Below are 14,095 nucleotides of genomic sequence, written 5' to 3' on the forward strand. Positions count from 1 at the left end.
CCCGATCCTCGTCCTTCGTGTCCCGCTCCGGGTCGCCGTTTTCGTGTTTTACAGCCGCCGCGTTGGCTTCGCCAGCGCTTCGGTCTCCGCGCCGTTGGCGTCTGCCGCCACCGCAGCGGGGAAGAAGGTGTAGGACAAGGTGATCGTCCCGACCTTATTCGCTTCGTGGTCTTCGACCATTTCCGGGTCGACATAGTAGGTGACCGTCACCCGCCGCTTTTCGCCCGGCCCGAGCGTCTGCTCCGTGAAGCAGAAGCAATCGAGCTTGGAGAAGTAGGCACCTGCCGCGAACGGGGTCACGTTGAAAACCGCCTGGGCCGCCGTTGGCCGGTCCGACGTATTCTCGATCACATATTCCGCCTCGACGACCTCGCCGAGCCGCGACTTGATCGACCGGTCGACAGGCTTGAACGTCCACGGCACCTTTGCCGACACGTTGGCGTCGAACCGGACCGTGATCTCCCGGTCGATCGGCTCGATCGGCGCGGCGGTCGCGACCGTCGTGGTGCCCCCATATCCGGTGACCTGGCAGAACAACTGATAGAGCGGCACCGCGGCATAGGCCGCCCCGACCATCGCGCCGACAAACGCCACGCACGCCAAAGCGAGCGGAAGATTGTTCCGTCCCTTCTTGCCCGCGCTGTCCGTCGTCTCGCCCATTCCGGTCTCTACTCTCCGTTTGCGATCGCTACATCGGGCGGTCGACCACGCCCGACCCCATTTTGAAAATCGTGATCACGTAAAACAGCACCACCAAGAAGACGAGCACCACGGCGATCGCGATGGAGCGGGACCGGCGTCGCTTTTTCTGCGCCTCGGTGAGGCGGATCCCATCGTCCGGTTCGTCACCCATACCGCCCCGATCACATCAGCCCGGCGACCCGCTCGGCAAGGAGCGTGGCGTACAGAAGGAACAGGTAGGCGATCGAAAAGCCGAACATCCGGCCGCAAGCGCGCCGCGCCCGCGCGCCCTCGCGGTGGACCAGAACGTCCACCGAAGCTGCGAGGAAAACCGCACCAAGCCCGACCGAGACCGCAAGATAGGTCGTTCCGGCGAAGCCGAGGAAGAAAGGCACCATCGCCGTGGGCACAAGCACGACGGCATAGAGCAGGATCTGCCAGCGGGTCGCCGCGCTGCCCGCCACCACCGGCAGCATCGGCACCCCGGCACGGGCATAGTCCTCATGCTTCAAAAGCGCGAGCGCCCAGAAATGCGGAGGCGTCCAAAGGAACACGATGGCAAACAGCACCAGCGGCTCGATCGACACGCCGCCCGTCATCGCGGCCCAGCCGATCACCGGCGGCAGCGCTCCCGCCGCGCCACCGATCACGATGTTCTGCGCCGTGCGGCGCTTCAAAATGATCGTGTAGAAATGGGCGTAGAACCAGATGGTGAAGGCGAGCAGCCCGGCCGCGAACCAGTTGGCGACAAGCCCCAGGATGAGGACCGATCCGACCGATAAAGTTAGGCCGAAGGCCAAGGCGGCTTCGGGCGCGACACGGCCGGCGGGCAACGGCCGGGTCCGCGTCCGCGTCATCACGGCGTCGATGTCGGCATCCCACCACATGTTCAAGGCGCCGGAGGCCCCGGCCCCCACAGCGATCGCCATCAGCGAAATGGCCGCCAGAACCGGATGAATGCCGGTCGGCGCAATCGCCATTCCAACCAGCGCGGTGAAGATGACGAGCGACATCACCCGCGGCTTGAGGAGCGCGATAAAGTCACCGACCGAGGCTTCGCCGACGAACAGGTCGGGCTCGACGGAGATGGAGCTGCTGGCGTGCGCCGTCGTCACGAAATCGTTCCGTCCCTTTGGCGCCGTCGTCGACCGGACCAACCGGCCGGATCGATCCGAAGTGGCGCCAGATCTACTTCCGAGCCAATCGCGGCAGCGGTCCGTTAAGGGGCCCCGCAATCGGTTCGACGTGTTTGAGGCCAAGCCGGACCGCGTCCAGCCGAGCCAGTCGGATGCAAACGGGCGGCGCTTCCGCCGCCCGCTATGCCGCGACCGCTATTTGATCCGCGGCAAGGTCTCGAACTGGTGGAACGGCGGCGGCGACGTCAGCGTCCACTCCAACGTGGTCGCGCCGGCGCCCCACGGATTGTTGCCCGCAACCCGCTTTTTGGAAAAGGCTTCGATCACACCGAAGAAGAACACCAGCAGCGCGATGCCGGAGAGATAGGAGCCCATCGAGGAGACGAAGTTCCAGCCGGCGAAGGCATCCGGATAGTCCGCGTAGCGGCGCGGCATGCCGGAAACGCCCAGGAAATGCTGCGGGAAGAAGATCAGGTTCACGCCGATGAACGTCAGCCAGAAGTGAATCTTGCCGACGGTCTCATTGTACATGTAGCCGAACATCTTCGGGAACCAGTAGTACCAGCCGGCGAAGATACCGAACACCGCGCCCATCGACAGCACGTAGTGGAAGTGCGCCACGACGAAGTAGGTGTCGTGCATGGCCCGGTCGAGACCGGCGTTGGCGAGCTGCACGCCGGTCACGCCACCGACGGTGAACAAGAAGATGAAGCCGATCGCCCACAGCATCGGGGTGCGGAACTCGATCGAACCGCCCCACATGGTGGCGATCCAGGAGAATACCTTCACGCCCGTCGGCACCGCGATCACCATGGTGGCGAACACGAAGTAGGCCTGCGTGTCGGCGGACAGGCCGACGGTGTACATGTGGTGCGCCCAGACGACGAAGCCGATCACGCCGATGGCAACCATGGCGTAAGCCATGCCGATATAGCCGAACACCGGCTTCCTGGCGAAGGTCGACACCACATGGCTGACGATGCCGAACGCCGGCAGGATCAGGATATACACCTCCGGGTGACCGAAGAACCAGAACAGGTGCTGGAACAGGATCGGGTCGCCGCCGCCGGCCGGATCGAAAAAGGCGGTGTCGAAGTTGCGGTCCGTCAACAGCATCGTGATGGCACCGGCGAGCACCGGCAGCGACAGAAGCAGCAGGAACGCGGTCACCAGCACCGACCAGGCGAACAGCGGCATCTTGTGCAGCGTCATGCCGGGGGCGCGCATGTTCAAGATGGTGGTGATGAAGTTGATGGCGCCCAGGATCGAGGAGATACCGGCGATGTGGAGCGCGAAGATCGCGAAGTCCATGGCCGGTCCGGGGCTGCCGGTGTTGGAGAGCGGCGGATAGGCGGTCCAGCCGCCACCGAAGCCGTTGGTGCCCGGCGAACCTGGCACGAACAGCGAAATCAGGAGCATCGCGAACGCCGTCGGCAGCAGCCAGAACGAGATGTTGTTCATGCGCGGGAACGCCATGTCCGGCGCCCCGATCATGATCGGCACGAACCAGTTGCCGAAGCCGCCGATCAACGCCGGCATGACCATGAAGAAGATCATGATCAGACCGTGCGAGGTCGTGAAGACGTTATAGACCTCCGGGTTGGAGAAGATCTGCAGGCCAGGCTCCTGCAGCTCCGCCCGCATCGCAATCGACAGAAGGCCACCGATCACCCCCGCCGTGATGGCGAAGATCAGGTACATCGTGCCGATGTCTTTGTGGTTCGTCGAATAGACCCAACGGCGCCACCCGGTCGGATGATGCGCGGCTTCCGCGACTGTCGTGGTCATCGTCTCACTCTCCCTGTCGATCCCGCCCATGCGCCGCCGTTGCGGGCGCCGGGCTGCGGTCGAACGCTTATTCGGCCTTCACGTCCTTCGGCGATGCGCCGTCGCCCTCGACGGCAGCAATCTGACGCTCGCGCTCCTCGGCCTGCCAGGCGAAGAGCATGTCGTTGGCCTTTTGAATGTCGTCCTTGGCGGCACTCGCCCACTGCTCGAACTGGTCTTCCTCGACCACGCGGATCGCGATCGGCATGAAGGCATGGTTCTGGCCACACAGCTCCGAGCACTGGCCGTAATAGGTGCCGGTTTTCTCCGCCTTGAACCAGGTCTCGTTCAGACGGCCCGGAATGGCGTCGATCTTGATGCCGAACGATGGCATCGCGAAGGAATGAATGACGTCCGCCGAGGTGACCTGCATCCGGATCACCTTGTTCACCGGCACCACCATGTCCGCATCGACCGTCAGAAGACGCGGCGCCTGTTCCGGAGACAGATTATGCTTCTGGCGGAAGTCGGAGAGATCGTCGCCCTGCAGGATGTAGGAGCTAAAGTCGATCCCGTCATATTGCTCGTCCGGATAGGTGTAGCCCCAGTACCACTGATAGCCTGTCGCCTTCACCGTCAGGTCGGCCTCGGGAATGTCGAGCTGGAAGAACAACAGCCGGAACGACGGCACCGCGATCGCCACCAGGATCAGGACCGGCAAGACGGTCCAGACCACCTCGATTAGCGTGTTGTGGGAGGTCTTGGAGGGCTGGGGATTCGACCGCGAGGAGAAGCGCACCGCGCAGTAGAGCAACAGCGCCAGCACCAACGCCACGATCAAGATCATGATCACCAGCGTGTAGTTGCCGAACCACGTCACGCTCGCCATGACGTCGGTCGCCGCCGGCTGGAAGGTCATCTCCCAAGGCTTCGGCTGGGCCGCGCTCGCCGCGCCGACTGAGGCGGCGATCGCAAGCGCCGAACCGAAGGCCAACGACGCCAGCTTTCCGCCCTTTGCCCAACTCGTCATTGCGCTCGATCCCTCGTCACGCATCCGCACCCGTCTCCATCCCGGCCCCGGCCGTCCGGTCCGGCGCAGGGTCTGATCCTTGGTCGTCGCGGCCATCTGCCGCGCTCTTGTTATGTCTCAGCCGCCGCGCGATGAAAAGCGGCGCCAATGCGGTTTGGCCGCTCGGCCTTAAAACGACTCCAACTTTATACACCCGGAATTTGCAAGGCCCCGAGACGAAACGCCACGCCCGAGCATTGCGCTGGATCAAGGTGCACACATCGGACTATCAGCACAGGCGGCGGATTGCCATTGCCTTGGTTCGGACGCGATTTTCAGGTCTCACCTGCGTCGGTGGCGTCGGCGAATCACGCACGCGGCGTTCAGGCGTCCTGCAGCGAACCGGCCGGTAGAGGGCCAAATCGGCCTGCGGTTTCGGCATGCCCGGTCGCGTGCTATTTTCCGCCGTCGAAAATCGGCGGCGGCGCGGGCATCCGCTTTGCCTCCGGCAGACCGCCGATCGCGCTTGCCCGCCAGGTCCCGGCCAGGCGCGGAGCGAGACCGCCGGAGTCACGATGCTGCCACCGGGAACCGACACCCGTCAAACGTCGCTGAGGCGCCGGCACGACAATCTGCTACAACCTCGCTATTCGTCAGGTTACGGAACGACAACGGAATGAAACGCCAGATGCCCTTCTTCTCCTTCCGCCGATTCGCCAAGACTGCAGCGGTCACTACCCTGGCCGCGTTGATGGTGCCCGCGGCCGCCCTCGCCCAGGGGCAGGTGAAATCGAGCCATGGAGACTGGCAGATTCGCTGCGACACGCCCGCCGGCGCCCAAGGTGAGCAGTGTGCGCTGATTCAGAACGTCACCGCGGAGGACCGGGAAAATGTCGGCCTGACGGTGATCGTCTTGCGCACGGCGGACAGCGAAAGCCGCATCCTGCGCGTGCTGGCACCCCTTGGCGTGCTGCTGCCTTCGGGCCTGGGCCTCACCATCGACGACGAGGACGTGGGCCGCGCGGGCTTCGTGCGCTGCCTGCCCAATGGCTGCGTCGCGGAAGTCGTGCTCGACGACGAGCTGCTGTCGAAATTCGAGGCCGGCCAGACGGCCACCTTCATCATCTTCCAGACGCCGGAAGAGGGCATCGGCATTCCGATCTCGCTCACCGGCTTCTCCGACGGCTTCAACGCGCTTCCCTAACGCGGCACATCTTGGAACGGGACGCCCGCTGCCACATATCCTGAAGGATCGAGCAGTACGGCCTTTGCCCGCGGTGCGTCCCGACTGAGAACATTTGCAGCCGGAGCCAATTTTTTGCCGATTGCGATCCACCTGGTCGCACATGGTTCCGCAACGAGGCGGCCCGCAATCGGCACGCGGCGTGCCCGCGCCCCTCGACCCAAGCCGTTCCGGAGACCTTTATGAGCGACCAAGCCCCCGACCTTCTCGCCAATGCCGGCCTCGACAGCGAACGGGTGGCCAACCTCGTCGGAGACGCCGTTTCCGGCACCGACGACGGCGAACTTTTCCTGGAATACCGGCAGTCGGAAAGCCTGCTGTTCGACAACGGACGACTGAAATCGGCGAGCTTCAACACCGCCCAGGGCTTCGGACTCAGGGCGGTGGCGGGCGAAGCCGTGGGATACGCCCATTCCGACGACCTGTCGGAGGCCGCTCTGAAGCGGGCGGCCGATGCCGTCAGCCAGGTCAAGACCGGCTATCGTGGAGCCAGCTATGCCGCGCCGCCGGCCGGCACCAACGCCCATCTCTACGAGCCCACCAATCCGCTCGGCGCGCCGTCCTTCGAGGACAAGGTCCGGCTGATCGAGACCATCGACGCGGCGGCGCGGGCGCGCGATCCGCGCGTGCGTCAGGTCACCGTCTCGCTTGCCGGCACTTGGCAGGTCGTGGAAATCCTGCGGGGCGACGGTCACCGCGTGCGCGACATCCGCCCGCTGGTGCGCCTGAATGTGTCGGTCGTCGCCGGCGATGGCGATCGCCAGGAAAGCGGCTCCTACGGCATCGGCGGACGCGAAGGATTCGACCGGTTCATCACCGAAGCCGCCTGGGGCAAGGCGGTGGACGAGGCGTTGCGCCAGGCGCTGGTCAATCTGGAGGCGGTGCCCGCCCCTGCCGGCACCTTCGACGTGGTGCTCGGCTCCGGCTGGCCCGGCATTCTTTTGCACGAAGCCGTCGGTCACGGCCTGGAGGGCGACTTCAACCGGCGCAAAAGCTCGGCCTTCGCCGACATGATGGGCGAGAAGGTCGCCTCCGACACCGTCACCGTGGTCGACGACGGTACGCTGCATGCCCGGCGCGGTTCGCTCACCGTCGACGACGAAGGTACGCCCAGCCACGAGACCGTGCTGATCGAGGACGGCCGGCTCGTCGGCTACATGCAGGACCGGCAGAATGCCCGGCTGATGGGGATGGTCGCCACCGGCAACGGCCGGCGCGAATCCTACGCCCATGTGCCGATGCCGCGTATGACCAACACCTACATGCGCGGCGGCGACCACGACCCCGCCGAGATCATCGGCTCGGTCAAGGACGGTCTCTACATGGCCTCCTTCGGCGGCGGCCAGGTCGACATCACGTCCGGCAAGTTCGTGTTTTCCTGCACCGAGGCCTACCGGCTGCGCGACGGCAAGATCGGCGAGCCGGTCAAGGGCGCGATGCTGATCGGCAACGGCCCGGACGCGTTGACCCGCGTGCGGATGGTCGGCTCCGACATGGCGCTCGATCCGGGGATCGGAACCTGCGGCAAGCAGGGCCAGGGCGTGCCGGTGGGGGTCGGCCAACCGACGATCCGCCTCGACGCGCTGACGGTCGGCGGCACGCAGGCGTGAGCCCGCGCCCCGGCGTACGTGAGCCAGCGCCTCAGCCTGGGATTAAGACCGAACGGCACGGTCGCCCAGCATTTGCACGGGACCGGAAAAGGTTCTAAGGCGCATGGGCCATCTTATCTGGAAAAGCATCCGCAATGGTTGAGCTGACCCCGTTCCACATCGCCTTCCCGGTGCACGATCTGGAGGCCGCACGCACATTCTATACGGGCGTGCTCGGCTGCGGCACAGGTCGCGAGGACACCACCTGGATCGATTTCGACCTCTACGGTCATCAGATCGTGGCGCATCTCGATCGCGGTCTTTCCGGCAAGGCGATCAGCAACCCGGTCGATGGCGACGCGGTGCCGGTGCCGCATTTCGGCGTTGTGCTTTCGCTGGAAGCCTGGCGGTCGCTGCGCGATCGGCTGGAGGCCATCGACGACATCGACTGGGTGATCCGTCCGCGCACGCGCTTCGAGGGCCAGCCGGGCGAGCAGGCCACGATGTTCCTGCGCGATCCGTCCGGCAACGCGCTGGAATTCAAGGCGTTTGCCGATCTCTCGCAGCTCTTTGCGAAGTAGGCGGTGGGCGCCCGCTCTCTCGTCAAAGCCGCGCGATCATCCAATCGGAGATAAATCCATGAACCGACACACTCCGGGCCGGCACGACGGCGAGGCCAAGATCCGCTATCTCGACGGCGACTTTCAGGTGATCACGCCGGGCAGCTACGTGCGCTGTGCGGTGACGGGCAAGGCGATCCCGCTCGACGAGCTGCGCTACTGGAACGTCGATCTTCAGGAGGCCTACGCCGATCCCGACGCCGCGCTGACGCGGCACAAACAGATCAAAGACCAGGCCTAAATTTCGAGAACGCCGGCCAGTACCCGGCGCACGGCTGCAGGATCCTCAAACGCCAAGGTGACGGCGAGGGCGACCGCACGCTCCGCCAGCGCGGCCGAGGCGCCGGTGCCGCCGGCAAGCCGGGCGCGGTCCTTCTCCGTGGTCACCAGCATCAGCCCCTCGCGATCGGCCTGATCGAGAAGGCCGCGGGCATCGGCCTCCGTATAGGGGTGGTGATCGGGAAAGGCCAGAAGCCGCACCACCTCCGCCCCCGCTTCTCTGGCGGTGTCGGCCACCTTGGCTGGTCGTCCGATCCCGGCGAACACCAGAACCCGCCGGCCGCGAAGCACCCCAGCCCCCGTCGGCACCAGACGGGCGAAGAGCACCGGAAGGCTTGCAACCTTCGCCGCCTCCGCGACGCGCTCGCCGGGCGCCCCCTCTCCAACCAGGATGACCGCATCGGCCTTTTGAAGCTGGGGAGCAAGCGGGGCGCGCATAGGGCCCGCCGGCGTCACTCGGCCATTGCCGATGCCGACCGCGGCATCGACCACCAGGACCGATACGTCTTTGAACAAGCCCGGATTCTGGAAGCCGTCGTCCATCACGATGATGTCAGCGCCGGCGGCTTCCGCAAGCCGCCCTCCCACCAACCGGTCTCCGGAGATCACGGTCGGGCCGTGGGTTGCCAGAAGCAACGCTTCGTCGCCCACATCCGCCGCCCGGTGCAAGGCGGGATCGACGGCGGTCGGCCCGGACAGGCGCCCGCCATAGCCTCGCAGCAGGAAGGCCGGGTTCAAACCCTCGCCCTTCAGCATGGCCGCCAGCGCGATCGCCGTCGGCGTTTTTCCCGCACCGCCCACGGTCGGGTTGCCGACGCAAATCACGGGGATGGACAACCGTCCGTCCGGCGCCCGGGCCATCCGGCGCGCCGCAATGGCGCCAACCAGCGTGCCGATCGGAGACAACAGCCAACCGGCCGGGCCGCCTTCCCACCAGAAGCGCGGCGCCGTCAGCGTCACCGGACCGCCCCGGCGACGCGGCGGCCCCCGTTCGCTTGGGCCGCGGGCTCCGGCGGTGGGGGCAGATAGCGGGCGAGTGCTGCCATGCTCCGTTCCACAGCGCCCGATTGGGCATGCGCAACCTGGGCACCCGCCTCGGCCATCGCCTCCACGGCCTCGGGATCGTCGATCAGGCTCGCCACCTTTTCCGCCAACGCGGCAGGCCCATCCGCCACCACGGCACCACCGGCCGCAATCAGGCTGGGATAGACGGCGGCGAAATTGTCGGTATGAGGCCCCGTGACGACCGCACAGCCGAGCCGTCCCGGCTCGATCGGATTCTGGCCGCCCTTTTCCACCAGCGATCCGCCCATCAGCACGATCGTGGCGACCCGGTAGAACACCCCGAGCTCTCCCATCGTGTCGGCAAGATAAAGCCCGCCTTCGCTCGGAATCGGCTCGCTCTCCGAGCGGAGCGCAACGGCAATGCCGGCATTCGCCAATTCCGCCTTGATCGCCGGCCCACGCTCCGGATGGCGCGGCGCAATCAGCGTCACGAGCCCCGGATAGCGCGCCGCCAGGATGCGGTGGGCTTCGGCAATCTGCGCCTCCTCGCCCGGATGGGTCGAAGCCGCAAGCCAGCGCGGATGTTCGCCGAGTGCGGCGCGCACGGCCTCCAGCGCGGCCGGATCGGCAGGCAGCGGGCCACCGTCATATTTCATGTTGCCCACGTCCTGAACCGCGGTCACGCCCAGCGCGGCGAAACGATCGCGGTCGTCGGCGGACTGGGCCAAAACTTGGGTGATCCGGCCGAAGATCGCGCGATGGACCAGCGGAAAGCGCGACCAGCCGCGTGCCGAACGCTTCGACATCCGGCCGTTGACCACCACGCGCGGCACTCCGGTACGGGAGAGCTCGTCGAGGGCGATCGGCCACAGCTCCGATTCGACGAACAGGGCGAGCGTCGGCTGCCAATGGCCCAGAAACCGCGTCACGAAAGGTACGACATCGATCGGCGCAAACTGATGGATCGCTCCATCGGGAAGCCTTTTCGCCGCAACCCGAGAGCCGGTCACAGTCGTCGTTGTCAGAAGCACGGAGACATTTCGCGCGACCAGCCGGCCAATCAACGGCAAGACGGCGTTGGTCTCTCCCACGCTGGCACAATGGATCCAAACCAGCGGACCCTCCGGACGCGGCAGCGAAGCGTATCCGCGCCGCTCGCTGATCCGGTCGGGATCCTCTTTGCCGCGGCTGAGGCGCCGGGCGAGCAAGAACCGCATGGCCGGCGCCAGCACCCGGCTGAGGCCGCGCCACCCGGCGTAGAGGACCGCATCAGCCGTCATGGCCGTCCACGATGGCGTAGGCCCGCTCGGTCGCCTGATTGAGCCCCGCCTCAATCCGGCTGCGTGCCTCCTCGAAGCCTTCGTCGGACAGCTCACGATCCACATAGATCGCCTCGCCCGCGACACAGGCCGACCGACCGAACGGCAGGTTCACGGTCGCCTTGTCCCAGGAGTTCAGGTCGATCCGGCGGCTGGTGGCGAACGCGACCGGGATCACCGGCCGCCCGGATTTGGAGGCAAGCAGCACGATACCGTCGCCGGCGACCCGTGCGGGCCCCTTGGGGACGTCGGCCGTCATCGCGACCACGGCCCCCTCTTCCAGCGCCGACATCGCTTCCAGGAAGCCGCGCACGCCGCGCCTCTTGCGAATCTGGTGCGGATTGCGCCCGCCGGAGGCGCGAATCAGTCCGAGCCCGAGATGGGACGCGGCGATCGCGTTGACGTCACCATCGGCGGAGCGCGAGATCATGACCCGGCAGTCGGGCCACTCCTTCGGCCGGGCAAACGGCATCATGAAATGCTGGCCGTGCCACATGGCCACGATCGCGGGCAGGTGCGGGGCAGCTTCCTCGGCCATCTGTTCCGGCTCCAGGCGGAGCTTGTTGGTGCGATGAACGAAGCCCAGATAGTTGGCCATGGTAAGGCCGAGCGCACGGCGGGCGCGCTCGGACCGCATTAAGCGTTTCCACATTCAAATCGTATCCCGCCGCACGAGCCGTCCTCGGCGCGGCTCAGGCGTGCGGATCGTCGCCGGCCTCCGGATCGAGCAGGCGATGCATGTGCACGATGAAATAGCGCATGTGCGCGTTGTCGACGGATTCCTGGGCCTTAGCGCGCCAGGCGTCGTAGGCGGACTTGTAGTTGGGGTAGACGCCGACGATGTCGAGCTTGTTCAAATCTCGGAACTCGATCGACCCGAGATGGGTCAGCTCGCCGCCGAAGACGAGATGAAGCAGCTGTTTCGGCTCATTGCCTTCGGGCATCCGGTCACCTCTTCGCGAACCTGGCACGGCCGTTCGGGCCGCTGCTGATCATGAAACGTGAGCGATCCTCAAGCCCAGAATCGGGACAGCCGGAACACCGGTCCCATCCATCCTGGCGGCTTTAGGATTCCGATAGCGTGGTCTCAAGCAACGACAAAAGCGCAGCGTGAAGCGGCGCGCCCGATGCCGCGATCGGCGGATGAACCGGTCGCTCCCGATTGTAGAGAAGCGGATCCCCCGATAGCTGCGACAGGCGGCCACCGGCTTCGTGCACCAAAAGGTCGGCGCCCGCAAGATCCCAATCACAGGGGCCGCGGGTCGAAGCGGCAGCATCCACCCGCCCGGCCGAGACGAGGGCCAACCGATAGGCGAGCGAAGGAACGAACGCCACCTCACGGACACCCGCCGCCTTGGCCGCGGCATGTGCCGTGACCTTGCGCGGACCCGCGATGCGTGCGCCCGAGAGCTGATCCGTCTTGGCGGTGGCAAGCCGGGTTCCACCAAGAAAACTGCCCCTCCCCTTGGCGGCCAGGAACATCTCGTCGCGGCGCGGACAATAGACGGCGGCGGCGACCGGTCGCCCGTCGGTGACGATCGCAAGGCTGATCGTCCATTCGTCTGCCCCGCGAATGAAGGCGCGCGTGCCGTCGATCGGGTCCACGACGAACACGTTTTGCCGCGACAGCCGCTCCGCGGTGTCGGCGGTTTCCTCCGACAGCCAGCCGAACTCCGGTCGCGCCGCGCCCAGCCGCTCCCTCAAAAACCGGTCGACGGCGATGTCGGCTTCGGTGACGGGCGAATCATCTCCCTTCGTCCAACGGCGAACATCGGTATCGAAATAGCCGAGCGCGATTCGTCCGGCCTCGCGCGCAGCCTCCTCCAGGAGGCCGGCGTCAGTGCCCAGGTCCAGCGCGCCGGCGGGAGCGTCATCGTCCAGCAATCGTCATTCCTTCGATCGCGACCGTCGGGGCGTTGACGGCGCGGGTCTCTTCCAGATCATCCGCCATCACCATAGCGCGGAACATGTCGTCGAGCTTGCCTGCGATGGTGATTTCGCTGACCGGGTAGGCGACTTCGCCGTTTTCGATCCAGAACCCCGCCGCCCCGCGCGAATAGTCGCCGGTCACCAGATTGACGCCCTGCCCGATCAGTTCGGTGACCAGGAGACCGGTTCCCACATCGCGTAGGAGCGTGTCGCGCGAGATCGCACCGGACGACAGGGTAACGTTCGTCGGACCGGGGCCGGGAGCGCCGACACCGCGCCGGGCGCGCGCGTTGCTCACCGTTGCGAGTTCGCGGGCGGTCGCACTGTCCAACAGCCAATGGCGGAGCACCCCGTCCTCCACCAAGGCCAATGGCTCGCCTGCAATCCCCTCCCCGTCGAAGGGGCGCGAGCTGAGCCCGCGCGGCTTATACGGATCGTCGAGGACGTTCACGCCGTCGGGTAAGATCTTCTCGCCCATGCGCTCGCGCAGAAAGCTGGTCTTGCGGGCGATGGCCGCCCCGTTGACGGCACCGAGAAGATGGCCGACCAGGCTCGCGGCGATCCGCGGCTCGAACACCACCGTACCGCGCCGCGTTGTGATCTTCTCCGGCTCCAGCCGACGCACCACGCGCTCTCCCGCCCGCGTGCCGATCTGCGCTTCGCCGGGCAGATCCTCCAGATGGACCCGGCTTTCCGCCCAATAATCGCGCTCCATCCGGTTGCCGCCGCCGGCGATCGCCGAGGCCGCACGTCCGTGCCGGGTGGTACGGTAGCCATCGGAAAACCCGTCCGAGGTGACCAGCACGACCCCGCCGGAGCCCGAGGAGGCGGACGCGCCACCCGATCGGCTCACGCCGGCCACCGCCATCATCGCATGTTCCAGCCGGTGGGCGGCTTCGGTGAGGCTTGCCGCATCGGGAAGCCGGCCACCATCCAGGTCGAGATCCCGATCCGTGCGACCCAGTCGATCGGGATCGGCGAGCCCGGCGAAGGGATCTTCCGGCGCCACTTTCGCCATCGCGACCGCGCGCTCGGCGAGCGCGACCGGATCTTCGCTCAGATTGGCCGAGACCACCGCCGAGCGCCGTCCGGAAAACACCCTGAGCCCCACATCCGCGGCTTCGGAGCGTTCGGTCTCTTCCACCTTGCCCTCGCGCACGCTCACCGACAGCGCGGTGCCAAGCGCCACAACGGCATCGGCGGCATCGGCACCGGCATTTTTTGCGGCCGACACCAGCCGCTCGGCAGCATCGGTGAGCGCGGTAAGATCGGCGGTGTCGGTCATCGAACCTCCCAGAGGGTCATTGAGCGTTGCGGCGGACAGCGCGAGACGATCTCCCCGCCACTGACGTCCGCCGATTAAAACAGGCTGGTCGTCATGTACGGAGCCCGCGCCCTGGCCGCAAGCGCAGAGCCCGCCGTCCCGAAGCTTACGCCGCAACGGGCCGATCCGTGCGCAAGTGGTTTAAGAAAGGTTCCGAAGCTTACGCCGCAACGGGCCGATCCGTGCGCAAGTGG

At 66.2% G+C, this 14,095-nt stretch carries 15 protein-coding genes; 4 read left to right on the plus strand and 11 right to left on the minus strand.

What is annotated here, in order from left to right:
• Window positions 1–48 precede the first annotated feature (48 nt).
• The 5 genes from HNS03_RS00685 to coxB form a co-directional block, all read right to left on the minus strand.
• Window positions 49–660 carry a cytochrome c oxidase assembly protein gene (locus HNS03_RS00685; protein ID WP_367192322.1) on the minus strand — a complete coding sequence of 204 codons (612 nt, stop codon included), beginning with the start codon at window positions 658–660 and terminating at the stop codon, window positions 49–51.
• Between the two features lie 28 nt (window positions 661–688).
• Window positions 689–853, minus strand: a complete 165-nt coding sequence (locus HNS03_RS00690; RefSeq protein WP_367192323.1) for a hypothetical protein — start codon at window positions 851–853, stop codon at window positions 689–691.
• 10 nt (window positions 854–863) lie between these two features.
• A complete protein-coding gene (locus tag HNS03_RS00695; protein WP_367192325.1) occupies window positions 864–1,796 on the minus strand; it encodes a heme o synthase in 933 nt (310 codons plus the stop codon).
• A gap of 216 nt (window positions 1,797–2,012) precedes the next feature.
• Entirely contained in the window at window positions 2,013–3,605 is a 1,593-nt protein-coding gene (gene ctaD, locus HNS03_RS00700) for a cytochrome c oxidase subunit I (RefSeq protein WP_367192326.1), read from the minus strand.
• A gap of 67 nt (window positions 3,606–3,672) precedes the next feature.
• Window positions 3,673–4,614, minus strand: coding sequence for a cytochrome c oxidase subunit II (gene coxB / locus HNS03_RS00705; protein ID WP_367192328.1), 942 nt, complete (start codon window positions 4,612–4,614; stop codon window positions 3,673–3,675).
• 730 nt (window positions 4,615–5,344) lie between these two features.
• Here coxB and HNS03_RS00710 point away from each other — a divergent pair.
• The 4 genes from HNS03_RS00710 to HNS03_RS00725 all read left to right on the plus strand — a co-directional run bounded on the left by HNS03_RS00710 (window position 5,345) and on the right by HNS03_RS00725 (window position 8,286).
• The gene (locus HNS03_RS00710; protein WP_367192796.1) at window positions 5,345–5,797 is read left to right on the plus strand and encodes an invasion associated locus B family protein; all 453 of its coding nucleotides are present in this window, start codon (window positions 5,345–5,347) and stop codon (window positions 5,795–5,797) included.
• A 221-nt stretch (window positions 5,798–6,018) separates the two neighbouring features.
• Complete coding sequence (tldD, locus tag HNS03_RS00715; protein ID WP_367192329.1) at window positions 6,019–7,446, plus strand: metalloprotease TldD; 1,428 nt, start codon at window positions 6,019–6,021, stop codon at window positions 7,444–7,446.
• Window positions 7,447–7,580: 134 nt separating this feature from the next.
• A complete protein-coding gene (locus HNS03_RS00720; RefSeq protein ID WP_367192331.1) occupies window positions 7,581–8,006 on the plus strand; it encodes a VOC family protein in 426 nt (141 codons plus the stop codon).
• 58 nt (window positions 8,007–8,064) lie between these two features.
• Entirely contained in the window at window positions 8,065–8,286 is a 222-nt protein-coding gene (locus tag HNS03_RS00725) for a DUF2093 domain-containing protein (RefSeq protein WP_367192333.1), read from the plus strand.
• Here the strand turns inward: HNS03_RS00725 and lpxK are convergent.
• The 6 genes from lpxK to HNS03_RS00755 form a co-directional block, all read right to left on the minus strand.
• A complete protein-coding gene (gene lpxK / locus HNS03_RS00730) occupies window positions 8,283–9,284 on the minus strand; it encodes a tetraacyldisaccharide 4'-kinase (RefSeq protein ID WP_367192335.1) in 1,002 nt (333 codons plus the stop codon). The genes HNS03_RS00725 and lpxK overlap by 4 nt on opposite strands.
• Window positions 9,281–10,609, minus strand: coding sequence for a 3-deoxy-D-manno-octulosonic acid transferase (locus tag HNS03_RS00735; protein ID WP_367192337.1), 1,329 nt, complete (start codon window positions 10,607–10,609; stop codon window positions 9,281–9,283). Before HNS03_RS00735 ends, lpxK begins: the two co-directional genes overlap by 4 nt.
• A complete protein-coding gene (locus HNS03_RS00740) occupies window positions 10,599–11,285 on the minus strand; it encodes a lysophospholipid acyltransferase family protein (protein ID WP_367192339.1) in 687 nt (228 codons plus the stop codon). Before HNS03_RS00740 ends, HNS03_RS00735 begins: the two co-directional genes overlap by 11 nt.
• A 55-nt stretch (window positions 11,286–11,340) precedes the next feature.
• A complete protein-coding gene (locus HNS03_RS00745; RefSeq protein ID WP_367192341.1) occupies window positions 11,341–11,592 on the minus strand; it encodes a DUF4170 domain-containing protein in 252 nt (83 codons plus the stop codon).
• A 121-nt stretch (window positions 11,593–11,713) separates the two neighbouring features.
• Window positions 11,714–12,532, minus strand: coding sequence for a 3'(2'),5'-bisphosphate nucleotidase CysQ (locus HNS03_RS00750; RefSeq protein ID WP_367192342.1), 819 nt, complete (start codon window positions 12,530–12,532; stop codon window positions 11,714–11,716).
• On the minus strand, window positions 12,519–13,862 hold the full coding sequence (locus HNS03_RS00755; protein ID WP_367192343.1) for a TldD/PmbA family protein: 1,344 nt from the start codon (window positions 13,860–13,862) through the stop codon (window positions 12,519–12,521). The genes HNS03_RS00750 and HNS03_RS00755 overlap by 14 nt, the downstream gene beginning before the upstream one ends.
• Window positions 13,863–14,095: the final 233 nt, after the last annotated feature.

This window comes from Amorphus sp. 3PC139-8, assembly GCF_040750475.1.
In the GTDB taxonomy this organism is placed as follows: Bacteria; Pseudomonadota; Alphaproteobacteria; order Rhizobiales; family Amorphaceae; genus Amorphus.